The sequence below is a fragment of the Bradyrhizobium sp. U531 genome (assembly GCF_051710265.1).
Taxonomy (GTDB): domain Bacteria; phylum Pseudomonadota; class Alphaproteobacteria; order Rhizobiales; family Xanthobacteraceae; genus Bradyrhizobium.
The window spans coordinates 53602-76690 of record NZ_JASVEN010000002.1 but is presented as its reverse complement, the minus strand read 5'-3'; the positions used below and the strand labels follow the sequence as shown (position 1 = coordinate 76690).

The 23089-nt window shown below is 65.7% G+C and carries 16 protein-coding genes; 4 read left to right on the top strand and 12 right to left on the bottom strand.

The annotated features are described in order from the left end of the window. Nucleotides 1-27: 27 nt before the first annotated feature. The 7 genes from QRQ56_RS12350 to QRQ56_RS12320 all read right to left on the bottom strand — a co-directional run bounded on the left by QRQ56_RS12350 (nt 28) and on the right by QRQ56_RS12320 (nt 8596). On the bottom strand, nt 28-1014 hold the full coding sequence (locus QRQ56_RS12350; RefSeq protein ID WP_438740275.1) for an ABC transporter ATP-binding protein: 987 nt from the start codon (nt 1012-1014) through the stop codon (nt 28-30). Then, entirely contained in the window at nt 1011-2018 is a 1008-nt protein-coding gene (locus QRQ56_RS12345; protein WP_438740273.1) for an ABC transporter ATP-binding protein, read from the bottom strand. The genes QRQ56_RS12350 and QRQ56_RS12345 overlap by 4 nt, the downstream gene beginning before the upstream one ends. Then, nucleotides 2018-2911 (bottom strand): ABC transporter permease, encoded by an 894-nt coding sequence (locus QRQ56_RS12340; protein WP_438740271.1) that lies wholly within the window; start codon nt 2909-2911, stop codon nt 2018-2020. The genes QRQ56_RS12345 and QRQ56_RS12340 overlap by 1 nt, the downstream gene beginning before the upstream one ends. A 9-nt stretch (nt 2912-2920) precedes the next feature. Beyond that, a complete protein-coding gene (locus tag QRQ56_RS12335; protein ID WP_438740269.1) occupies nt 2921-3868 on the bottom strand; it encodes an ABC transporter permease in 948 nt (315 codons plus the stop codon). A gap of 31 nt (nt 3869-3899) precedes the next feature. After that, a complete protein-coding gene (locus QRQ56_RS12330; RefSeq protein ID WP_438740268.1) occupies nt 3900-5498 on the bottom strand; it encodes an ABC transporter substrate-binding protein in 1599 nt (532 codons plus the stop codon). Nucleotides 5499-5873: 375 nt separating this feature from the next. After that, the gene (locus tag QRQ56_RS12325) at nt 5874-7424 is read right to left on the bottom strand and encodes an AMP-binding protein (RefSeq protein WP_438740267.1); all 1551 of its coding nucleotides are present in this window, start codon (nt 7422-7424) and stop codon (nt 5874-5876) included. A 17-nt stretch (nt 7425-7441) separates the two neighbouring features. Further along, nucleotides 7442-8596 (bottom strand): iron-containing alcohol dehydrogenase, encoded by a 1155-nt coding sequence (locus QRQ56_RS12320; protein ID WP_438740265.1) that lies wholly within the window; start codon nt 8594-8596, stop codon nt 7442-7444. 310 nt (nt 8597-8906) lie between these two features. On the opposite strand from QRQ56_RS12320, the gene QRQ56_RS12315 reads away from it, so the two are divergent. From QRQ56_RS12315 to QRQ56_RS12305, 3 genes are all read left to right on the top strand, one after another. Beyond that, nucleotides 8907-10124 carry an efflux RND transporter periplasmic adaptor subunit gene (locus QRQ56_RS12315; RefSeq protein WP_438740263.1) on the top strand — a complete coding sequence of 406 codons (1218 nt, stop codon included), beginning with the start codon at nt 8907-8909 and terminating at the stop codon, nt 10122-10124. After that, nucleotides 10121-13288: an efflux RND transporter permease subunit gene (locus tag QRQ56_RS12310; RefSeq protein WP_438740262.1), complete on the top strand. Its 3168-nt coding sequence runs from the start codon at nt 10121-10123 to the stop codon at nt 13286-13288. Before QRQ56_RS12315 ends, QRQ56_RS12310 begins: the two co-directional genes overlap by 4 nt. A 286-nt stretch (nt 13289-13574) precedes the next feature. After that, nucleotides 13575-14768 (top strand): ABC transporter substrate-binding protein, encoded by a 1194-nt coding sequence (locus tag QRQ56_RS12305; RefSeq protein ID WP_438740261.1) that lies wholly within the window; start codon nt 13575-13577, stop codon nt 14766-14768. A gap of 238 nt (nt 14769-15006) precedes the next feature. Here QRQ56_RS12305 and QRQ56_RS12300 read toward each other — a convergent pair whose 3' ends face one another. The 4 genes from QRQ56_RS12300 to QRQ56_RS12285 are packed head-to-tail and all read right to left on the bottom strand — an operon-like array spanning nt 15007 to nt 19606. Further along, a complete protein-coding gene (locus tag QRQ56_RS12300) occupies nt 15007-15393 on the bottom strand; it encodes an MAPEG family protein (protein ID WP_438740260.1) in 387 nt (128 codons plus the stop codon). A gap of 28 nt (nt 15394-15421) precedes the next feature. After that, nucleotides 15422-16504, bottom strand: coding sequence for a lipocalin-like domain-containing protein (locus QRQ56_RS12295; RefSeq protein WP_438740259.1), 1083 nt, complete (start codon nt 16502-16504; stop codon nt 15422-15424). After that, nucleotides 16494-18956: an FtsX-like permease family protein gene (locus QRQ56_RS12290; protein WP_438740257.1), complete on the bottom strand. Its 2463-nt coding sequence runs from the start codon at nt 18954-18956 to the stop codon at nt 16494-16496. The genes QRQ56_RS12295 and QRQ56_RS12290 overlap by 11 nt, the downstream gene beginning before the upstream one ends. Further along, nucleotides 18953-19606, bottom strand: coding sequence for an ABC transporter ATP-binding protein (locus tag QRQ56_RS12285; RefSeq protein ID WP_438740255.1), 654 nt, complete (start codon nt 19604-19606; stop codon nt 18953-18955). Before QRQ56_RS12285 ends, QRQ56_RS12290 begins: the two co-directional genes overlap by 4 nt. A gap of 144 nt (nt 19607-19750) precedes the next feature. Here QRQ56_RS12285 and QRQ56_RS12280 point away from each other — a divergent pair, with 144 nt between their 5' ends. Next, the gene (locus tag QRQ56_RS12280; RefSeq protein WP_438740253.1) at nt 19751-21100 is read left to right on the top strand and encodes an MFS transporter; all 1350 of its coding nucleotides are present in this window, start codon (nt 19751-19753) and stop codon (nt 21098-21100) included. Between the two features lie 216 nt (nt 21101-21316). Here QRQ56_RS12280 and QRQ56_RS12275 read toward each other — a convergent pair whose 3' ends face one another. Then, nucleotides 21317-23032, bottom strand: coding sequence for an N-acyl-D-amino-acid deacylase family protein (locus tag QRQ56_RS12275; protein ID WP_438740251.1), 1716 nt, complete (start codon nt 23030-23032; stop codon nt 21317-21319). Nucleotides 23033-23089: the final 57 nt, after the last annotated feature.

Here is a 23089-nt window from a genome sequence, read left to right as displayed (position 1 = left end):
TCTTGATTGCTGAGGCTCCGCAAGGATTTACTGTCCGCGTCCCGTCCCCTCATTGAGCAGACACGCCACCTGATGCCCGTCGCCCGCATCCAGCAGCGCCGGCCGCTCGACCCTGCAACGCTCCATCGCAAACCGGCAGCGGGTGTGAAACGCGCAGCCCGGCGGCGGATTGACCGGGCTCGGCACATCGCCGTCCACCAGCGGCGCGAGCTTCTTCGCCAGCGGGTTGGCGATCGGCACGGAGGCCAGCAAGGCCTGCGTGTAGGGGTGGCGCGGATTGCGGAACAGCTCGTCCTTGTCCGCCATCTCGACGATGCGGCCGAGATACATCACGGCGACGCGGTGGCTGATATGGGCGACCACGGCGAGGTCGTGAGCGATGAAGAGATAGGAGAAGCCGTGCTGTCGCTGCAGGTCGATCAACAGATTGATCACCTGCGCCTGGATAGAGACATCGAGCGCGGACACCGGTTCGTCGCAGACGATCAGGCGCGGCTCCAGCGCCAAGGCGCGCGCGATGCAGATGCGCTGGCGTTGACCGCCGGAGAATTGATGCGGGAAGTTGCGCATCTGGTCGGGACGCAGGCCGACCTGCTCGAACAACTTCGCGACGCGCGCCTCCAGTTCCCTGCCGCTTGCGAGCCCGTGCACGGCAAGCGGCTCGCCGACGATATCGCCCGCGGTCATGCGCGGATTGAGCGAGGCAAAGGGGTCCTGAAAGACGATCTGCATCGAGCGGCGGTGTGGCCGCAGCGCGGTCTTGGAGAGGTGAGTGATATCCTTGCCATCGAGGCGAATCTGACCAGAGGTCGGCTCAACCAGCCGCAGCACGCTGCGCGCCACGGTCGACTTTCCGCAGCCGGACTCGCCGACGAGCCCGAGCGTCTCGCCGGCTTGAAGCGAGAACGAGACGCCATCGACCGAGTGCACGATGCCGACCTGCCGGCGCAGCACGCCGGCACGCACCGGATAGTGCTTCTTGAGATCGGTGACTTCGAGCAGCGCCTCCGTCATGCCACCTCCGCGATTTCTTCCGCGCGCCAGCAGGCTGCGAGATGGCCGCCGCCCCAATCCGCCAGCGGCGGATATTCGGCCTCGCAGCGCTTGATGGCGAGCTTGCAGCGCGGTGCGAAGGCGCAACCCTTTGGCAGCCGCACCAGCGACGGCACGGTGCCGGGAATCTCGTTCAATCGCGCCGGCGCGGCGACGCCGGGGGTGGGGACCGCGGGGATCGACGCCATCAGCCCGCGCGTATAGGGGTGCTTGGGTGCCGAGAACAGCGCCTCGACGCTGGCTTCCTCGACCTTCCGCCCCGCATACATCACGATCACGCGCTGCGCCGTCTGCGCGACGACGCCGAGATCGTGCGTGATCAGCACGAGGCCAGTGCCGAGCTCCTTCTGCAGGTCGAGGATCAGCGCCAGGATCTGCGCCTGGATGGTGACATCGAGCGCGGTGGTCGGCTCATCCGCGATCAAGAGCGCCGGCCGGCAGGCCAGCGCCATCGCGATCATCGCGCGCTGGCGCATGCCGCCGGAGAGCTGGTGCGGATATTCGCGCGCGCGCCGCGCCGGTTCGGGGATGCGCACCAGGTGCAGCATCTCGACGGCGATCTTCTGAGCCTCCCTTGCCGGCATTTTCCGATGTAGCCGCACAGCCTCGACGATCTGGTCGCCGATCCGCATCACCGGATTGAGCGAGGTCATCGGCTCCTGGAAGATCATGGAGATGCGGTTGCCTCTGACCGCGCGCATCTCCGCTTCATCCAGGGCCAGCAGGTCGGTACCTTCGAGCGAGATCGAGCCGCCGACGATGCGGCCGGGCGGATCGGGCACCAGCCGCATCAGCGACAGCGCCGTGACGCTCTTGCCGCAGCCGGATTCGCCGACGATCGCCAGCGTCTCGCCGCGCTTGACGGTGAAGGAGATGTCGTCGACGGCCTTGAACAGGCCGGAATTGGTGAAGAACACCGTCTTCAGGTTCTTCACGTCGAGCACGAGGTCGGATTTATCAGCCATCAGCCGCGCTGCCTCGGATCCAGGATGTCGCGCAGGGCGTCGCCGAACAGATTGGCTCCGAACACGGCGAGGCTGATGGCTATGCCCGGGAAGATCACGAGCCAGGGCGCGGTGCGGACATATTCGGCGGCGGATTCGGAGAGCATGCGGCCCCACGACGGATAAGGCTCAGGAATGCCGAGGCCGAGGAACGAAAGCGAAGCCTCGGTCAGGATGGTCGATCCGAGCTGGGCGGTCGCGAGCACGATCAGCGGCGCCAGCGTGTTCGGCAGCACGTGACGGAGCGCGATACGCACCTCGCTCATGCCGATCGACTTGGCGGCCTCGACGAAGGGCAGTTCGCGCAGCGCCAGCGTGTTGGCGCGGATCACGCGTGACACGGTCGGGATCAGCGGAATGGCGATGGCGATGATGACGTTCGGCAGTGACGGGCCGAGCGCCGCCGTCATGATCAAAGCGAGGACCAGCAGCGGCAGCGCCTGAAGCACGTCGGAAACGCGCTGGAACACCAGATCGACCCAGCCGGAGAGATAGCCGGACGTCAGCCCGACGATGACGCCGATCGTGCCGCCGAGCGCGGTCGAGCCGATGCCGACGGCAAGCGAGATCCGCGCGCCGTGGATGATGCGGCTGAACACGTCGCGGCCGAACGAATCCGTTCCCATCCAGTGCGCCCAGCTTGGGCGGGCGAGTGCGCGCGCCGAATCGATCGTCAGCGGATCATAGCGCGCGATGAAATCGGCAAAGATCGCGGTGAGCACGAACACCGTCATGATGGTGAGCCCGGCTGCCCCCAGCACGTGCCGCTGCGCCAGAAACAGCACGCGCCGCCAGCCGCCTGTCGCATGCGCGCCGGCCCGCCGGAGTTCAACGTCGAAGTCGATCGCAGCCAAGCTGATCTCCTAATCCGTGTACCGGATGCGCGGGTCGAACACGGCATAGAGCATGTCGACGATGAAATTCGCGCTCACCACCACGACGGCGATCAGCATCACGAGGTTCTGCACGATCGGATAGTCGCGCCAGCGGATCGCCTCGACCAGGAAGCGCGCGACGCCGGGAATGTTGAACACGGTCTCGGTCACGATCAGACCGCCGATCAGGAATGCCGCCTCGATGCCGATCACGGTGATGACGGGCAGGATCGCGTTTTTCAGCGCGTGGTGGTAGTTGACCGCCGAATCGGAGGCGCCCTTGGCGCGCGCGGTGCGGATATAATCCTGTCGGAGCACCTCGAGCATCGAGGAGCGCGTGATGCGCATGGTCAGCGCCGCGCTGCGGAAGCCGACGGCGGCGGCCGGCACGGCGTAGGTCGCGAATGCTTCCAGCCAGGTCTGCGGATTGGGATTGAAGATCGGGATCTGGCCGAACATCGCCACTGCCGCCGTGAGGATCAGCAGGCCCAGCCAGAACGAGGGCAGCGACAAGCCGCTGAGGCTGACGACGCGCAAGGCGTAATCCAGCCTTGTACCCTGCTTCACCGCGCTGATGACGCCGAGCGGAATGCCGATCGAGGCCGAGAACAGCAACGCAAGGCCGGCAAGGCGCGCCGTGATCGGAATCCGCGGCAATATCTCCTGCAGGGCCGGCTTCTCGGAAACGTAGGAGTAGCCGAAATCGCCGCGCAGAAAACCGCTGATCCAGTGCCAATATTGCACGATCAGCGGTTGGTCGATGCCGAGTTCCTTTTCCAGGTTGGCCTTGTCGGCGGGATCGACATAGCCGGCGGCCGCGAACAGGATGTCGACGATGTTGCCCGGCACGATCCGCAGCAGCATGAAGATGACGACCGAGATCCCGAACAGGGTCACGAGCATCAGGAACAGGCGCCGCACCAGATAGGCAAACATGCATCGCCTCCTGAACCGTCAGCCGCGAGCGCTACTTGTCCATCCAGACGTCCTCGTAGCGGTAGCCATTATAGGAGCTGTTCGACATGACGGTCACGCCCTTGACATAGGGCTGCCAGCAACTGCCGGTCCGCGCGTGGAAGATGATCGGCCGCGCCACGTCCTCCTGCAGCTTCTTGTCGATGTCCCACACCAGCTTCTTGCGCTTCTCGACATTGGTCTCCTGCGACTGTGCGTCGAACAGCTTCTCGATCTCCTTGTTGCAGTAATTGGTGTAGTTCCGTTCGGAGCCGCAGGAATAGTTCTCGTAGAATGACTGGTCGGGATCGTCGACGGCATTGCCGGTGAGGTTGAGGCCGAGCATGTAATCCTTGCGCGCGACCTTCGGGAACCAGTTGGCGGTCTCGACCACGTCGAGCTCGCCGTCGATATAGATGCTCTTGAGCTGGTCGATCAGGATCACCGCGGGGTCACGGTAGACCGGGATGTTTCGCGTCGAGACCTTGACGGCGAGGTGCTTGTCGGGGCCGTAGCCGGCCTTCTGCATCAGCTTCTTGGCTTCCTCACGGTTGGCCTTCACGTCCGGACCGTAGCCGGGGATGGTCTCGAGCATGTCCTTCGGCATCCCCCACAGCCCGTTCGGGGGCGGCAGCATGGTGCCGCCGACGTCGCCTTGGCCTTCGAACATGATGGAGATGAAGGCCTTGCGGTCGAGCGCCATCGCCATGGCGCGGCGGATGTCGACATTGTCGAACGGCGGCGCGGATGAATTGACGATGATGTTGGTCGCGACGTTGTTCGGCTCGACCACGCAGACGGCGTTCGGCGCTTGCGATTTCACGTCCTTCAGCAGCGGGATGCTCACTTCGGTCGGGAAGGCCATGTCGAACTTGCCGGCCACGAAGGCGAGGATCGCGGTCGACCGGTTCGGGATGATGGTGAACTCGATGCCGTCGAGATAAGGCCGCCCCTTGCGCCAATAGTCCGTGTTGCGGGTCAGCTTGATCGATTCATTGGCCTTGAACTCAACGAACTTGAACGGACCGGTGCCGATCGGATGCGTGCGCATGTCGCCGGGCGAGACATGGCAGGGGTAAACAGGCGTGTAGCCCGATGCCAGCAGCGCCAGCAGCGAGGGCTGCGGCCGCTTCAAATTGAACGAGACCTCGAAATCGCCGTTGGTCGAGATGTCGTTGACCTGCTCGTACCAGGATTTGCGCGGGTTTTGCCGGAACTTCTGCTGCGACTTGCCCATCAGCATGTCGAAGGTGCATTTGACGTCCGCCGAGGTGAACGGCTTGCCGTCATGCCATTTCACGCCCTGGCGCAGCTTGAAGGTCAGCGTCTTGTTCTCATTGACCCAGGCCCAGCTCTCGGCGAGCTCCGGGACGATGTTGTCCATCCTGTTCTGGGCCTCGTCCTGCTTGTAGATGACGAGGTTGTTGAAGACAGGCATGAAGGGAACGTTGAGCGAATAGGTGGCGCCTTCGTGGATCGAGGCGTTACCGGGACTGTCGCGGTGATACATGCGCAGCACGCCGCCCTGCTTGGGCTCGCCGGCGAGCGTTGTGGTTGAGACCGTCAGCACAGATAGCGCCGCCATAGCGGCGAGCGCCCACACGCTCCGCATGCTCATCCTCCCTGGACACCGGCCTTTGCGGCCTGTTTGTCGTAACGTAGCACGCAAGTCGAGGGAGGCAACCCGTAACGCCGCAGGCCGCCTCGACACTTCGGATGACGCAAGGCCGCGGGGTTCTGGACATCTCACAATGTGAGAGTGCAGGTGCGAAGAGATGGCTCCTGCACTGGTTGTGAAGATGTTGCGCGCAACGATATCGGCAATCTCCGCTGTCGTCCCGGCGAATGCCGGGACCCATTACCCAAGGGAGGAGTTTGGCGAAAAAAGTCGTCCGGTGTTGCTACCTATTCACATCGATAGATCACGCGGTATGGGTCCCGGGTTCGCTTCGCGCCCCGGGACGACAGCGAGTTTGGAGCCGCGCCCTCACACGATCCGCGACGCCTTGTTCCCCCAGTAACGATCCCGCAGCAGGCGCTTGTACAGCTTTCCCGTGGGCAGCCGCGGCAACTCCTTCTCGAAATCGACCGAGCGCGGCACCTTCTGCCGCGACAGCGACGTGGCGCAGAACGCGATCAGTTCCTCGGCGAACGCCGCGTCGGGCACCACGCCCGGCATCGGCTGCACCACCGCCTTCACCTCTTCGCCGAGATCGGGATTGGGCACGCCGAACACGGCGGCGTCCGCAACCTTCGGATGGGTGATCAGGAGGTTCTCGCATTCCTGCGGATAGATGTTCACCCCGCCGGAGATGATCATGAAGGTCGCGCGGTCGGTCAGGTACAGGAAGCGGTCGGCGTCGACATAGCCGACATCGCCGACCGTGCTCATGCTGCCGTCGGCCGAGCGCGCCTCCTTGGTCTTCTCCGGGTCGTTGAAATATTCGAACGGCGATCCCGTCTTGAACCAGACCTGGCCCGGCGTGCCGATCGGGCAATCCCGCATGTTCTCGTCGAGAATGTGGAGGTCGCCGAGCAGAACCTTGCCGACGGTGCCGCGATGGCTGAGCCATTCCTCGCTGTTGCAGGCGGTGAAGCCGAGGCCCTCGGTCGCGCCGTAATATTCGTGGATGATCGGCCCCCACCATTTGATCATGTCGTCCTTGACCTGAGCGGGGCAGGGTGCGGCGGCGTGGATCGCGATCTCGAGCGAGGACAGGTCGTAGCGCCTGCGCACGTCCTCCGGCAGTTTGAGCATGCGCGAGAACATCGTCGGCACCAGCTGGGTATGCGTGATGCCCCAGTGCTGGACCAGCTCGAGGTAACGCTCGGGATCGAAGCTCTCCATGATGATCACGGTGCCGCCCATGCGGATCGTGAGGTTGACGGCGGCTTGCGGCGCCGAGTGATAGAGCGGGGCCGGCGAGAGGTAGACCATGCCCTCGCGGTAGTGCCAGAGTTGGGTGAGGAAATTGAACAGCGGCAGATTGTGCTTCGGCGGCTCCTCCGGCAGCGGCCGCAGGATGCCCTTCGGCCGTCCCGTCGTGCCCGACGAATACAGCATGGCGGTGCCGAGCCATTCGTCGGCGATCGGCGTCGCCGGCAGACCGGCGGTCGCGTCCGCAAGGGAGACGATGCGCTCGCTTTCGCCGGGGCCGTCGGCGACGATGCAGAGCTTGATGTCGGGGCAGGCCTGGATCGCCTCGCGCGCGATATCGAGCTTGGCCACCGACGTGATCAGGATCTTCGACTGGCTGTTGACCAGGAGATAGGCGAGCTCGCCCGGCGTCAGGAAGGAGTTGATGCAGGTGTAGTATAGCCCGGAACGCTCGCCCGCGCCGCAGGCCTCCAGATAGCGCGAATTGTTCTCCATGAAGATCGAATAGTGGTCGAGCCGCTTCAGGCCGTGCTTGCGGAACAGATGCGCCAGGCGGTTGCTGCGTGCGTCGAGCTCGCGATAGGTGACGGCCTCGCCGGTCGAAGCCATGATGAAGGCGGGTTGCAGCGGGCGCAGGCGGGCGTGGTGACCTGTGTACATCTATCCTCCGGCTTGGATCATGCGGCGAGAAGCAGGATTTCGCGCAAATCGGCGGGCCCCTCGATCCTGCGCGGGTTGCGCGGAATCCAGTTCGTGCGCATGGCCTGCTCCGCGATGGCTTCGAAATGCTCGGGCGACACCCGCACGTCCGCGAGACGGCGCGGCATGCCGAGCGAGCGAATGAAGGCATCGAGCACGTCGGCGGCGGCGTGGCCGGGAAAACCCATGGCGGCGGCGACGATCATCTGGCGCTCGGCATTGTCGCGCGCATTCCAGCGCATCACCGCCGGCAGCATGACGCAGGACGTGTAACCGTGCGGCACGTCGAAGGCCGCGCCCAGCACATAGCCAATGCCATGGCTCGCGCCCATCGGCACGCCGGCGGCGAGCGCCCCCATCGACAGCCAGGTGCCGATCTGCGCATCCATCCGCGCATCGAGATCGGACGGGTCGGCCTTCACCCGCGGCAGCGCGTCGGCGAGCATGGCGAGGCCCTTTACCGATTGCGCGTCGGCATAGGGGTGCGTCTCGCGAGAGCAGATCGCCTCGACGCAATGGTCGATGGCGCGGATGCCGGTCGACAGGAACAACCATTCCGGCGTGTGCACGGTGATCCCGGGGTCGAGGATGGTCGCGCGCGGCACGAGTAGCGGATGCCGCAGCATCTGCTTCACATGGGTGCCGAGGTCGGTGACCCCAGCGATCGCGCTGAACTCGCCGCCGGCGATCGTGGTCGGCACGCTGACCTGCCGCACGGTCGGCGCCGTCACCTCGGGAGCGACGCCCTTGTGCACGCGGATGCGCTCGATGCCGTCGACGTCGGTGATGCCATTGGCGAGACAAAGCTGCACCGCCTTGGCGCCGTCGGTGATCGAGCCGCCGCCGACGGTGACGATCAGGTCGGCTCCCGCTTCGCGCGCGGCGTTCGCGGCCGCGACCACCGCCTCGCGCGGCGTATGCGCCGGCATGGCGTCGAACACGCCGGCGCAGCGTACGCCGAGTGCATCCTGGATTTTCGCGATCTCGTCGGTCTGACGGTTGAGCGTGCCGGAGACCATCAGGAAGGCGCGGCGCGTTCCCAGCCGATCCATCTGCGCGACGATGGCGCCGGCCGCAGGATGGCCGAACACGACCTCCTCGATCGCGCCGAAAACGACACGTCCCTGGTGCACGCCTGTCCTCCCGGACAATTCGCCTTGTTTTATGCGGGCAATCTAGCCGAGCCGGTGGCGTCCGTCATGTGCGAAGACGCTGGGCTTCTTTCCCTCTCTGCCCGCGTGCGGGGAGAGGCGAAGGAAGGTTGTCCGCGCGCCCACGTCGCACCCTGTCAACCCGCCATCCGGCCAGGGCGCGCGTGGAAGCCGTGCGCACGCTTTGGTCTTGAAGTGTTCATCAACTCCACCCATCTTGGAACACCCGCGGGTAAACGCCTACCCTGCATTTTCCGCGGCTTTTACGACGAGGGCGATGCGAGGACCTGGCATGACTGGACCGGATGGCAGCAGGCGACTTGTCAAAAAGCACGAATTCCACCAGTCGCGGCACTACGCTTTTGCGGGCCTCCTCGTCGCATCATTCGCACTCGCAAGTTGCGGGCAGCCGGCCTCGCAAGGAGCGGCTCCGCCGCCGGCGCCGGTGACGGTCGCCCAGCCGGTCAAACGCACCGTCACCGATTGGGACGAGTTCACCGGCCGCTTCGAGGCGGCGGAGGAAGTTCAGGTGCGCCCGCGCGTCGGCGGCTTCGTCAACTCGGTCGAATTCCAGGACGGCGCCATCGTGCATCAGGGCGACCTGCTTTACGTCATCGACCCGCGCCCGTTCGAAGCGGTGGCGACGCAGGCCGAGGGCCAGCTGTCGGATGCACGGGCGAAGGTGGAGCTTGCCAAGCGCGAGCTCGATCGCGGCCTCAGCCTGGTGCAGAGCAGTGCCGTCTCCGAGCAGGTGGTCGATCAACGGCGTCAGGCCCTGCAGGCCGCGCACGCCGCAGAAATGCAGGCCGAAGGCGCGCTGAAGGTGGCACGGCTCAACATCGAATTCACGCATGTGACGGCGCCGCTGACGGGCCGCGTCGGCCGCCATCTCGTCAGTCCCGGCAATCTCGTGCAGGGCAGCGATACCGGCACGTCGACGCTGCTGACCTCGATCGTCACCCTGGATCCGATCTATGTCTATTTCGACATGGATGAGGCGACCTTCATCAAATACAGCAAGCTGTGGTTCGAAGGGCGCCGTCCGAGCTCGCGCGACACGGCGAACCCGGTGCAGGTGACGCTCGCCGGCGAAACCAAGGCGTCGCACGAAGGCACCATCAACTTCCTCGACAACCGCCTCGACGTCTCCACCGGCACGCTGCGCAGCCGCGCGGTGATCAAGAATACGGACCTGTCGATCCTGCCCGGCCAGTTCGGGCGTGTCAGATTGATCGGCAGCGCGCCTTACGAAGCGCTGCTGATTCCGGATGTCGCAATCGCGACCGACCAGTCCCGCAAGATCGTGTTCGTGGTGAAGCCCGACGACACCGTCGAGGCCCGCCCCGTGGTGCTCGGCCCGCTTGACGACGGCCTGCGCGTGATCCGCGACGGATTGAAGGCGGAGGACCGCGTCATCGTCAACGGCATCCAGCGCGCCCGCGTCGGCGCCAAGGTTGCCCCGCAGGCCGCGCCCGCCCCGGCCGGCGGCAAGCCCGGTGACAAGCCATGAATCTCGGTCGCCTCTCCATCAACCAACCCATCCTCGCGATGGTGCTGTCGATCGTGCTCCTGATCGTCGGCGCGCTCGCCTATACCACGCTGCCGGTCTCCGAATATCCGCAAGTGGTGCCGCCGACCGTCGTCGTCACCACGCAATATCCCGGCGCCTCCGCGCAGACCGTGTCAGACACGGTGGCAGCTCCGATCGAGCAGGAGATCAACGGCGTCGAGGACATGCTGTATCTCTACAGCCAGGCGACCTCGAACGGCCAGCTCACCATCACCGTCACCTTCAAGCTCGGCACCGATCTCGACAAGGCCCAGGTGCTGGTGCAGAACCGCGTCGCGATCGCGCAGCCGCGGCTTCCTGAAGAAGTCCAGCGCAACGGCGTCACCACGCGCAAGAACTCGCCCGACATCCTGATGGTCGTGTTCATGCTGTCGCCGGACGACACGTTCGACCAGCTCTACATCTCCAACTACGCGCTGCTCCAGGTCCGCGACCAGCTGCTGCGCCTCGACGGCGTCGGCGACATCCAGATTTTTGGCGCGCGCGATTATTCGATGCGGCTGTGGCTCGACCCTGATCGCATCGCCAATCTCGGCCTGACCTCGGCCGAGGTGCTGGCGGCGATCCGCGCCCAGAACGTGCAAATCGCGGGCGGGCAGATCGCCGAACCGCCGATCGCCGACCGCGCGTTCCAGCCGAACCTCACCTTCACCGGCCGCCTGAAGGACCAGAAGCAGTTCGAGGACATCCTGATCAAGGCCGGCTCCGACGGCCGCGTGGTGCGCTTGCGCGATGTCGCCCGCATCGAGCTCGGGGCGCTGGCGTACTCCACCAACAGCTTCCTGTTGCGCAAATCGGCTGTCGCGATGCTGGTGACGCAGCGGCCGGGATCGAACGCGCTCGCCACGGCCAAGAACATCACCGACACCATGACGCGGCTGAAGGAGAGCTTTCCGAAAGGCCTCGACTACAACATCGGCTACAATCCGACCGAGTTCATCGCCCAATCCGTCCACGAGCTGATCAAGACCATCTACGAGGCCATGCTGCTCGTGGTCGTCGTCGTGCTGGTGTTCCTGCAGGGATGGCGGCCCGCGATCATTCCGATCATCGCCATCCCGGTGTCGCTGGTCGGCACGTTCGCGGTGATGGCGGGTCTCGGCTTCTCCATCAACAATCTCACTTTGTTCGGCCTCGTGCTTGCCGTCGGCATCGTCGTCGACGACGCCATCGTGGTGGTGGAGAATGTCGAGCGGCATCTCGAGCACGGCATGAGCCGGCGCGATGCCGCTCTCAAGACCATGGAGGAGGTCGGCGGCGCGCTGGTCTCGATTGCGCTGGTGCTGTGCGCTGTGTTCGTTCCGACGGCCTTCCTCGGCGGCATCTCCGGGCAGTTCTTCCAGCAATTCGCCGTCACCATCGCGGTCGCGACCGCCATCTCCTGCTTCTGCTCGCTGACGCTGTCGCCGGCGCTGGCCTCGCTGATCCTCACTCCGCACGAGCATAAACGGCCGCCGGCAAGCTGGAATCTCATCGCGCGTGGTTGGAATGGCTTCACCGGTGTCTTCAACCGCGTGTTCGACCGGCTGGCGCACGGCTATGCCGGCCTCGCCAATTTCGTCATCCGGCATTCGGTGGTGATGATCCTGGTCTACCTCGTGCTGATCGGGAGCGCCGGCTGGCTGATCGTGACCACGCCGCAAGGCTTCATCCCGGCGCAGGATCGCGGCTACGTCATCGTCTCCGTGCAACTGCCTGGCGCGTCCTCGCTGGCGCGCACCACCGAGATCGTGCGCGAGATCGAGCGGATCGCGCTGGACACGCCGGGCATCGTCCGGGTTGCGGCCTTTGCCGGCTTCTCCGGCGCGACGCGCACGCAGGCCGGCAACGCGGCAGCGCTATTCCCCGTGTTCGACGAGCCCGAGGCGCGCATCAAGAAGGGCCTCACGGCGAATGCCATCACGGGCAATCTGCGCAAGCGATTGTCCGCGATCCAGGGCGCCTTCATCATCGTGATTCCGCCGCCGGCCGTGCCCGGCATCGGCACAGGCGGCGGATTCACCATCCGCATCCAGGACCGCCAGGGCCGCGGGCCCGAGATGCTCGCCGCGGCCACCGACGAGCTCGTCGCCGCGGCGCGCAAATCGCCCTCGCTGCTGGCGCCCTCGGTGTTCTCGCCGTTCACGGCGAACACGCCGCAGCTCTTCGTCGATATCGATCGCACCAAGGCGCAGAAGCTCGGCGTGCCGATCTCCGGCATCAACGAGACGATCCAGAGCTATTTCGGGTCGACCTATGTCAACGACTTCAACCTGTTCGGCCGCACCTATCACGTCACCGCGCAGGCCGACTTTCCGTTCCGGAAGGAGCCGAGCGATCTTTCCCGCCTGCGGACGCGCAACGCCGCCGGCGACATGGTGATGCTCGGCAGCGTGGTCGAGTTCAGGGACGTCTCAGGGCCGGATCGCGTGGCGCGCTACAATCTCTATGCGGCCTCCGAGCTCCAGGGCGAGCCGGCGCCGGGCACCAGCTCGACCACGGCGCTCAACGCCATCAAGAAGCTCGCGGACGATACGCTGCCGAGCGGCTTCACCTTCGAATGGACTGACCTCTCCTACCAGCAGGTCACCGGCGGCAATGCCGGCCTCTACGTCTTTCCGATCTGCGTGCTGTTCGTCTATCTCGTGCTCGCCGCGCAATATGGCAGCTGGACCCTGCCATTCGCAGTGATCCTGATCGTGCCAATGTGCCTGCTTGCCGCCACCATTGGCGTGCGGCTCATGGGCCAGGACGTCAACATCCTCACCCAGATCGGCTTCGTCGTGCTGGTGGGACTGGCCGCGAAGAACGCGATCCTGATCGTCGAATTCGCGCGCGACATCGAGAACGAGGGCAGGCCGCGGCTGGAGGCCGTGATCGAAGCCTGCCGCCTGCGGCTGCGGCCGATCCTGATGACCTCCTTCGCCTTCATCCTCGGCGTGCTGCCGCTGGTGATCTCGACCGGTTCCGGCTCGGAGATGCGGCAGGCGGTCGGCGTCGCCGTGTTCTTCGGAATGATCGGCGTGACGCTGTTCGGCCTGCTGTTCACCCCGATCTTCTATGTGGTGGTGCGGAACCTGGCGGAGGGCCGAAACGAGGGGAAGAAGCCGGAGGCGGTGGCCTGATCATTGAGGCCACGTCTGTCGCCAAACCTCCGCTGTCATCCCCGCGAAAGCGGGGATCCATAACCCCAGGGAGCAGTGTGGGGCAAACCGTCACTCCGAGTCGTCGCAAAACCACTCCCTGTGGTTATGGGTCCCGGGTTCGCGGCTTCGCCGCGCCCCGGGACGACACCTGTTGCTTGCGCGCAAAAGCCCATACTAACGACCAACTTGAAATGGATGGGCAGGGCCGGGGTTCTTCCCTAATATCCGCGCGATTTCAAAACAGAAAACTGCTGGGAGCTAACAGATGAAATCAGCACTTTTGGCCGCCGTCGCAACCTCCGCCCTGGTGCTGGCGGCGCCGGCCGGCGCGCAAGGCGTCAAGATCGGCATCCTCAACGACCAGTCCGGCGTTTACGCCGATTACGGCGGCAAATGGTCGGTCGAGGCGGCCAAGATGGCGATCGAGGATTTTGGCGGCGAAGTGCTGGGCCAGAAGGTCGAGCTCGTCACCGCCGACCATCAGAACAAGCCCGACCTTGCGACCTCGATCGCGCGGCGCTGGTATGACGTCGAGAACGTCGACATGATCACGGAGCTGACGACCTCCTCGGTCGCGCTCGCGATCCACGAGCTGTCCAAGGAAAAGAAGAAGATCGACATCGTCGTCGGCGCCGCCACCTCGCGCCTCACCGGCGATGCCTGCCAGCCCTACGGCTTCCACTGGGCCTACGACACCCGCGCGCTCGGCGTCGGTACCGGCGGTGCGCTGACCAAGGCCGGCGGCGACACCTGGTTTTTCCTCACCGCGGACTACGCCTTCGGCTATGCGCTGGAGAAGGACACCAGCGAGATCGTCACCGCCAATGGCGGCAAGGTGGTCGGCTCGGTGCGCGTGCCGCTCAACTCCTCGGACTTCTCCTCCTTCCTGCTGCAGGCGCAGAGCTCCAAGGCCAAGATCGTCGGCCTCGCCAATGCCGGCCTCGACACCACCAACTCGATCAAGCAGGCTTCGGAGTTCGGCATCGTCTCCGGCGGCCAGAAGCTCGCCGGCCTCCTGATGACGCTCGCCGAAGTGAACGGCCTCGGGCTGCAGGCGGCGCAAGGCTTGGTGCTGACGGAAGGCTATTACTGGGACGTCAACGACAAGAGCCGCAATCTCGGCGAACGCTTCCTCAAGCGCACTGGGCGGATGCCGAACATGATCCAGGCCGGCACCTATTCGGCGACGCTGAGCTATCTGAAAGCGGTCAAGGCCGCCGGCACCAAGGATCCCGATGCCGTCGCCAAGAAGCTGAAGGAGCTGCCGGTCGACGACGATTTCGCGCAGGGCGGCAAAGTGCTCGAGAACGGCCGCATGGTCCACGACATGTATCTGTTCGAGGTCAAGAAGCCCTCGGAGTCGAAGAAGCCCTGGGATTACTACAAGCTGCTCGCCACCGTCCCCGGCGACAAGGCCTTCTTCGCCGCCAAGGACAGCGGCTGCCCGCTGACGAAATAGCGGGAAGAGGCACAGCGAGCGCCACAAATCCGGTGTCGTCCCGGACAAGCGCAGCCCTTGGCAACGCGTAGCGTTGTCGAGGGCGGAGCGCAGATCCGGGACCCATAATCACAGGCAGACGTGGTTACGGGGACTCGGAGTTGCCTGCTCGCGCTACAACTTCTCCCTGTGGCTATGGGTCCCGGATCTTCGCTGCGCTCGTCCGGGACGACGGCGGAATATGTGGCGGCAGATCGCCTCACACCAGCCGCAACACCACCGCCCCTAACGCTCCCGCCCACAGTGCGATGGCTGCGACGCCCTGGATCATGAAGCCCGGGCCGCGCTTGGCGGCCGCCTTCGAATAGCCCACGAAGTAGATCACGCGCCCGATGACCCAGACCGCGCCGAGGCCGGCCGCGGCGGCATCGCCGATATAGACCGCGAACAGCCACAGCGCCGGCAAAAAGATCGGCATCCATTCCAGCGTGTTCGCCTGGATGCGGAAGGCGCGCTCGAAATCCGGATGGCCCGATGTCGCCGGCACCTTGATGCCGGTCCTCGACCGCACGCGCGAGACGTTGATCGTGACGAAGAGATAAAATGCGATCGCCAGCAGCGTGACGAGGGCGGTGAAATGATACATCGCGGAATCCTTTGAAGAGGTCGCCGCTTCAATAGCCGGTCAGTTCGAGATAGCCAACGCCGTCATGCGTGCCGGCAAAGGTGATCGGCCCCTCCCAATAGGAGAAGCCGGTCCCCATCCAGGCGTTCGGATTGAGCGGCTTGCAGAGGATCGAGAACGACCGTGACGGGATCGCAATCTGCCATTCCACCGGGAGCTTGCGTCCGGCGACCTCCGCCGTCGCCTTCGGAATCATCTTGATGTCGCCGCCCGCGATCATCTGTGTCTCGCCGGCGGCGCTGATCCAGTTGCCGAATGGATAGTCTTTGCCGTCCTTCTGTCGCAGCCGGTACAGCATCAGCTTGTCACCCGACGACAGATGCAGCGACAGCCAGTCCCAGCCGGTCTGGTCGGTGTCGAGCGGCTGGCTGCTCCATTCGCGGTCCATCCAGGCCTGTCCGGAAACGTTAACCGGCTTGTCGTCGATGGTGAGCGTGCCGCGGGCGCGGTAGAACGGCTGGCTGTAATAAAAGGAGGCCTGGCCGCGCTCCGACTTGCGGCTGTAGCCGTGGTCGCCCTGCAGTACCGCCGGACGGTCGGCTTCGAGCGTCAGCGCGTAGCTGAAATCGGTGCTGGACGCCTTCAGCGCTAGCGGCGCCAAGGTGCGGTCGTCGGTACGCTCGAGACTCTTCATCTCCCAATCGTCGATCCAGGCCGCAAAGGGCCTTGCCGTGACACCGGCCTGCCCGATGCCGCCGCGTGAAAACACTTCATTGAAGCGGTGGGTGTCGGCGCGCGTCACCGCGGCATGGGCCATCCACACCTGTTGATTGGCCCAGCCTTCGCCTTGCGGGCCTGCCTGCGATGCCTGCCGGAACAGCGTCCATTGCAGGCCGCACGCCGCACCGCTGCCGTCGACGAGGCTGGCCGTCAGATACCACCACTCGATGCGAAATTCCGGATGGGGGCCGTGATCTCCGGGAAAAGCGAACGTCTTGCCCGGCGTCACCTTCGCAAAGCCGTCCGCGGTCTCGCCCAGCCCGGCATAGCCTTGCGCGCCCGCACGGCGGGCCAGCGCCAGTGCCGCGATGCCGCCTGCGAAGCCGCGGCGCGAGATCCTGTCAGCGCTCATTGGCGAACACCTTGACGAGGCTGGCCGGCTGCATCCGCGCCAGCCGCACGACCGGCAGCAGGGCAGCAAGCAGCGAGGCCAGCAGCGCCACCGCGACCAGTTCGACCAGTTGCAGCGGAAACACATGGAACGGCAGCCGCCAGCCGAACGCCTTCACGTTCACGATCGCGATCAGGCACCACGCCACCACAAGGCCGAGCGGCACCGCCAGCAGCGCCGTGAACAGCGCCACCGACAGCGTCTTGGTCAGCTCGATCGCGGCAAGGCGCGGCCGCGTGATGCCGATCGCCCAGAGCGGTGCGAGTTGCGGCAGTCGGGAATTCGCCAGCGTCAGCAGGCTGGTGAAGAGCGCGATCCCGGCGACGCCGAGCGTGAACGCGTTCAGCGCGGATGTCACAGCGAAGGTGCGGTTGAAGATGCGGATCGATTCCGCTTTCACCGTCGCCTGGTCGGCGACGCTGCGGTCGTCGAGCGCAAACTGTTTCTGCAACGCGGAGATCAGGCCCGGGATGTTCTCCCTGGCGACGATCAGGCCGATTCTCGTCTGCGGCGTCTGCGGAAACTGCCGGATCAGCGCCCCGACATTCACGGTGAGCTGTCCGCGGGGATTGCCGTAGTCCGCATAGATGCCCACGATGTCGAGCTCCCAGGTCCCGCCGGGCGCCGGCACCTCGACGACGTCGCCGATGCGAATGTTGAGGCGGCGGCTCAGCTGCTCGCTGATGAAGGCGGCATTCCCGGGTACGAGCCGTGTCCAGGCGCGCGGCGCGGTCTCCAGCAGCGGCCAGCGTTCGTGATAAAGCGCGTGATCGGGCAGGCCGAGCAACTCCACCGGCTGGCCCTGAAGCTGCGTCTCGGCGCGCCCGCCCGAGAGGATCGCCTGCACGTCGCTGCGCTGCTTCAGCCAGCTCCGGATCGCGACGCCATGCGCATTGTCGGAGGCGCTGATGTAGACGTCGGCGGCGAGCCGGCCGTTGAGCCAGCCGATGAAGGTGCGGCTGAACGTCTCCACCATGGTGGAGACCCCGACATTGACGGCAAGCGCGAGCAGCAGCGCCATCAGCGCCAGTGACAAGCCTGAGAGCTGCTGCCGGCTGTCCGCCCAGAACCACAGCTCGAGCGGTTGTCGCGCAATGCGTTGGCCCGCGAGCAGGAGGAGTTCGAGAAAAGCGGGCAGGATCAGCGCCGCGCCAAACATCAAGGCGGCCAGCACGCCAAATCCTGCGATCAGCGATTGTCCGAACTGGAGCAGCAGCAGCGCGACCGCGAACACGGCGCAGGCGGCCAGGCTCTGCAGGATCAGCCAGCGGCGCTGCCTCTGCTGCCAGGCGCGCGGCTGCGCGGTCGCCAGCACCGGCATCCGGATCGCCTTGATCAGGCTGGTCGTGGCCGCGACGAGCGCACCCGCAATGCTGATGCCGATTCCGGCGAGCCACCATTCAGGGCGCAAGCTGAGCTGCCCCGGAATCTGCGCGCCGTAGAGCCCGCGCAGCGACGCCGCGACGTCAGGCAGCAGGGCGGCGGCGATGAAGTAGCCGCAGACCAGCCCGATCAGGCCTGCGACCAGCGCCAGCGCCACGAGCTCGATCACCAGCACCGTGTTGACCAGCCGCGCCGAGGCGCCGCAGGCCCGCAAGGTGCGCAGCATCGGCAGCCGCTGCTCGAAGGCGAGCCCGATGGCGGAGTTGACGATGAAGAGGCCGACGAAGAACGACAGCAGGCCGAACGCCGTGAGATTGAGATGAAAGCTGTCGGTGAGGCGCTCGAGCTCCGTCTCCGCATTCGGCTCGACCAGCTGCAACTGGTCGCCGACGACGCTCGCCAGCGGCGCGGGCTTGCTTCTGGGCTTGCCGACCAGAAGCCGCGACACTTGATCCGGCTTGTTCAGCAGGCGCTGCGCCACGCCGATATCGACCACCAGCACGTCGGGCACGAGCTGCGGCAGCACGCGCAGCGGCGGCAGCGTTGCGCCGCTGCTGATCGGCGGTGCCGCGCCTTCCGCTTCCTGCAGGTCCCTCAGCGTTTCCCGCGCCACCAAGGTCTGGCCCGGCGGCGCCACGAAGCTGCCGAGGTCCGCGGCGCCGAGGCGCGGCGCGTTGCCGACATCGACCGGCAGCGTCACCGGCTCGATGCCGAGCAGCCGCACCGAGCGGCCGTTGACCTGGACCCGCCCTTCCAGCGCCGGCGACACCGGCCAGCCGGCACGGCGCAGCCTGACGAACAGATCCTGCGAGAAGGTCGCTGCGTTCGGCGCGACCAGCATCGCGGTGCGGGTGCCACCGAACGTCGCGGCGGCGCGGTCATAGGCGTTGCGGGCCTGCTGGTTGATGGCCTGCACGCCGCTCCACAGCGCGGTCGCCGCGATCAATCCGACCAGAAGCGTCGCGAACTGCATCTTGTGACGGCGCCAATGGCTGAGCAGCACCGCGAGGATCCAGAGCGCGCGCCTCATGCGATCCGCCCCGCATGCAAAGTGAGGTGACGGTCGAGCGTGCCGGCCAGATGCAGGCTGTGCGTCACCATCAGGAAGCCGCAGCCGGTGCGCGCGACGAGATCGCGCGTCAGCGCCAGCACGTCCTCGGCGGTGGATTCATCGAGATTGCCGGTCGGCTCGTCCGCCAGCAGCAGTAAGGGCTTCGTCGCCAGCGCCCGGCCGATCGCGACGCGTTGCTGCTGGCCGCCCGACAATTGCTCGGGATAGCGCTTCAGCAGCGCGCCGAGCCCGAGCCGCTCGGTCAACTCCTTGGTCCAGGCGGCATCGTGACGGCCGGCGATCCGTGCCTGAAAGGCGAGATTATCGGCGACCGACAGGCTCGGGATCAGGTTGAACTGCTGAAACACCAGGCCGATCCGGTCGCGCCGCAAAGCCGCGCGCCCCGCGTCGGAGAGCCCGGTGATTTCGGTATCCTCCAGCCGGATCGTGCCGCCATCGGCGGCGTCCAGCCCTGCGATCAGGTGCAGCAGCGTGCTCTTGCCGCTGCCGGACTCGCCGGTCAGCGCAACGCGCTCGCCGGCCTTGAGGTCGAGATCGACGCCGCGCAGCACGTGGACCGGTTCGCCGGCCGAGGAGAAGGTCTTGGACAGGTTTCGGATGCTGAGCAAATGAATGGCGCCGGACGGAATTAGCGGAATTGTTGCGTAGCACACTTGCCGCGGAAATGCCGGGTTGCGTTGCTGTCGAAGCCGTTGTTAGCTTCCAAAACGGCCAAATCAAAAAAGTGCCAAAAAAGACATGCGGGGAGAACGATGAGCGCTCAGGGAACGCCTGATACGGCGGGCAGGACGGCAGGGGTGTCAGGGGATTCGGCAAAGCCGACACCGAAGGGCGCCTGGACCGTCACCTTTCTCCTGTTTCTCTTCATGGTTGTGAACTTCGCCGACAAGATCGTCGTCGGTCTCGCCGGCGTGCCGATCATGACGGACCTGAAGCTCTCACCGGAGCAGTTCGGCCTGCTCGGCTCCTCGTTCTTTTTCCTGTTCTCGATCGCCGCCATCGTGGTCGGCTTCATCGTCAACAAGGTGCCGACGCGCTGGGTGCTGCTGGTGCTCGCGGTGATCTGGGCGCTGGCGCAGTTTCCGATGGTCGGCGCCGTCTCCTTCACCACGCTGTTGATCTGCCGCATCGTGCTGGGCGCCGGCGAAGGCCCGGCCTTCTCGGTCGCCGCGCATGCGATCTACAAATGGTTCCCCGACGAGAAGCGCACGCTGCCGACCGCGATCCTGTCGCAGGGCTCCGCCTTCGGCGTGATCCTCGCGGTGCCGGCGCTGAACTGGGTCATCGTCAATCATTCCTGGCATTATGCCTTCGGCGCGCTCGGTGTCGTCGGTCTGATCTGGGTCTGCGCCTGGCTCGCGCTCGGCAAGGAAGGGCCGCTGGAGGATACGCAGGTCCTGGCCGCGTCCGAGCAGAAGATCCCCTACCTGCAGCTTCTCACCTCGCGCACCTTCATCGGCTGCGTCGCGGCGACCTTCGGCGCCTATTGGGCGCTGTCGCTCGGCCTGACCTGGTTCACGCCGTTCATCGTCAAGGGACTCGGCTTCTCGCAGAGCCAGGCCGGCTTCATCTCGATCTTGCCCTGGGTGTTCGGTGCCACCACCGTCATCCTTACGGGCTGGGTTTCGCAGGTGATGATGGCGCGCGGCTACAACACCCGCACGGCGCGCGGCGTGCTCGGCTCGGTGCCGCTGGTGATCGGCGGGCTGATCCTGTCGACGATGCCGCATGTTCAGGGTGCGGGCTTGCAGATCGCGCTGCTCGTGGTCGGCTCGGGCCTGTGCGGAGCGATCTACGTGGTATGCCCGCCGATGCTCGGCGAGTTCACGCCGACCTCGCAGCGCGGCGCCATTCTCGCGATCTACGGCGCGCTCTACACGCTGGCGGGCGTGATCGCGCCGGCCGTGATGGGGGCGACGATCCAGCGCGCCGGCAGCACGATCGACGGCTATATGACCGGCTTCACCATCAATGCCGTGATCATGGTCGGCTCCGGCCTGCTCGGCCTGCTGCTGCTCTGGCCGAACACGGAAAAGGCCAGGCTGACCCGCGGTGCAGCGGCGCAGCCAGCTACGCTGAAGGGCGCGGTGTCGCCGACGTAAGGGGCTGTTCGCCTCAAATTCCGCTGTCGTCCCTGCCTAGTGCGCAATTGCGCACGGGCGCAGGGACCCATACCGCGTGATCTCTCGGTTATGATAGATCGCAGTACCGAGCTGCGATCCTCCACCACACTTCTTCCTGTGGTTATGGGTCCCGCGCGTTCGCGGGGACGACACCTAGATTGTCGATACGCCTTCGCCTCTCACCTGCGCCCTTGCCTAATTCACTCCCTGCGCGCCGCGGATCAGCTTTCCCGGCCGCTGGCCTGTCGCCTCGCCCTGCCGCCGCGTCACCACGCCCGAGACGATCGTCGCGTCATAACCGTCGACATCCTGCAGCAGCCGCCGCCCGCCCACGGGCAGGTCGTAATGCACCTTCGGCGGATGCAGATGCAGCCGGTCATAGTCGATCACGTTGACGTCGGCCTTGTAGCCCGGCGCGATCAGCCCACGGTCGGTCAATCCCACCGACAGCGCGGTCTTGCGTGACTGCGCCGCGACCACGAACGGGATCGACAGCTTCTCGCCGCGGGTGCGGTCGCGCGTCCAGTGCGTCAACAGATAGGTCGGGAAGCTGGCATCGCAGATGATGCCGCAATGCGCGCCGCCGTCGGACAGGCCCGGCACCGATTGCGGATCGATCAGCATCTCGCGCGTCGCGTCGAGATTGCCGTCGGCATAGTTGAGGAACGGCACGTAGAGCATGCCCTTGCCGTCGTCCGAGAGCATCGCATCATAGGCGAGCTCCTCCGGCTGCCGGCCCTGCCGGCGCGCCTGCGGTCCCAGCGCATTCTCCGGCGGCTGCTCGTAATCGGGGGGGTCGCCGAGCAGGAACATCTTGTCGTAATTGGGCCGGAAGAACAGCGGATCGTCGGTCGCGGTCGCCGTCTCGCTGAGGATCGCCTTGCGGACCTCGCTCTGGTGCAGCCGCGCCAGCCTCTCTCCAAGCGGCAGATGCGCGATCGCCTTGTAGCTCGGATGGGTCTGGAACGGATTGCGTGACAGCTCGAGCCCGAGCAGCAGGCCGACCGGGCGCGCCGCGATCTGCGCGGTGATCGAGAGGCCGCGTTTGGCCGCGGCGTTGATCTCGTCCAGCGTTTGGCGCCAGCGATTCGGCGATTTGTCGTTCTGCGTGATCGAGAACGAGATCGGACATTTGGTGGCATCCGCCACCCGCAGCATCATCGGCAGATCTTCGTGGATGGTGGAGAGGTCGAGCACGAATTGCAGCACGCTGCGACCCTGGCTGTGCATCGCGCCCGCGATCGCGGTGAGCTCGTCCTCGCCGGCCTTCAGCGTCGGCGTGTAATCGCCGGTCGAGGTGCGGTGATTGAGCGTGCGCGAGGTCGAGAAGCCGAGCGCGCCGGAGCGCACCGCTTCGCCCGCGAGCTTCGCCATCGCCGCATTGTCCTCGGCGGTCGAGGGATCGCGGCGCGCGCCGCGCTCGCCCATGACATAGACCCGCAGCGCCGCATGCGGCAGTTGAGCGCCGACATCGATGTCGAAATCCCGCTTCGACAGCCATTCCATGTAGTCCGGAAAGCTTTCCCAAGCCCAGGGAATGCCGGCGCTCAGCACAGGCTCGGGAATGTCCTCGACGCCTTCCATGAGCTGGATCAGCCTCGTGTGATCGGCCGGCTTGCACGGCGCGAAGCCGACGCCGCAATTGCCCATGATCGCGGTGGTGACGCCGTTCTGCGAGGACGGCGTGATGTCCTGGCTCCAGGTCACCTGGCCGTCGTAATGGGTGTGCACGTCGACGAAGCCCGGCGTCACCAGCTTGCCGCGCGCGTCGATCTCTTCGCGGCCCTTCGCGGCAACCTTGCCGACCTCGCTGATCCTGCCGCCGGTGATGGCGACGTCGGCCTCGAACAGCTCGCCGCCATGTCCATCCGCGACAGTGCCGCCGCGGATGACGAGATCAGGGGTGCTCATGATGTTGCTTCCCGAATGGTTGTTTTGCTTGGGCGCATCTTCGGGCGCGCCTGCGCA

Coding starts and splice junctions, on each gene's coding strand:
- QRQ56_RS12350 (WP_438740275.1), bottom strand. CDS start 1,014: ATGACGGAGGCGCTGCTCGAAGTCACCGATCTCAAGAAGCACTATCCG.
- QRQ56_RS12345 (WP_438740273.1), bottom strand. CDS start 2,018: ATGGCTGATAAATCCGACCTCGTGCTCGACGTGAAGAACCTGAAGACG.
- QRQ56_RS12335 (WP_438740269.1), bottom strand. CDS start 3,868: ATGTTTGCCTATCTGGTGCGGCGCCTGTTCCTGATGCTCGTGACCCTG.
- QRQ56_RS12330 (WP_438740268.1), bottom strand. CDS start 5,498: ATGCGGAGCGTGTGGGCGCTCGCCGCTATGGCGGCGCTATCTGTGCTG.
- QRQ56_RS12325 (WP_438740267.1), bottom strand. CDS start 7,424: ATGTACACAGGTCACCACGCCCGCCTGCGCCCGCTGCAACCCGCCTTC.
- QRQ56_RS12315 (WP_438740263.1), top strand. CDS start 8,907: ATGACTGGACCGGATGGCAGCAGGCGACTTGTCAAAAAGCACGAATTC.
- QRQ56_RS12310 (WP_438740262.1), top strand. CDS start 10,121: ATGAATCTCGGTCGCCTCTCCATCAACCAACCCATCCTCGCGATGGTG.
- QRQ56_RS12305 (WP_438740261.1), top strand. CDS start 13,575: ATGAAATCAGCACTTTTGGCCGCCGTCGCAACCTCCGCCCTGGTGCTG.
- QRQ56_RS12300 (WP_438740260.1), bottom strand. CDS start 15,393: ATGTATCATTTCACCGCCCTCGTCACGCTGCTGGCGATCGCATTTTAT.
- QRQ56_RS12295 (WP_438740259.1), bottom strand. CDS start 16,504: ATGAGCGCTGACAGGATCTCGCGCCGCGGCTTCGCAGGCGGCATCGCG.
- QRQ56_RS12290 (WP_438740257.1), bottom strand. CDS start 18,956: ATGAGGCGCGCGCTCTGGATCCTCGCGGTGCTGCTCAGCCATTGGCGC.
- QRQ56_RS12280 (WP_438740253.1), top strand. CDS start 19,751: ATGAGCGCTCAGGGAACGCCTGATACGGCGGGCAGGACGGCAGGGGTG.
- QRQ56_RS12275 (WP_438740251.1), bottom strand. CDS start 23,032: ATGAGCACCCCTGATCTCGTCATCCGCGGCGGCACTGTCGCGGATGGA.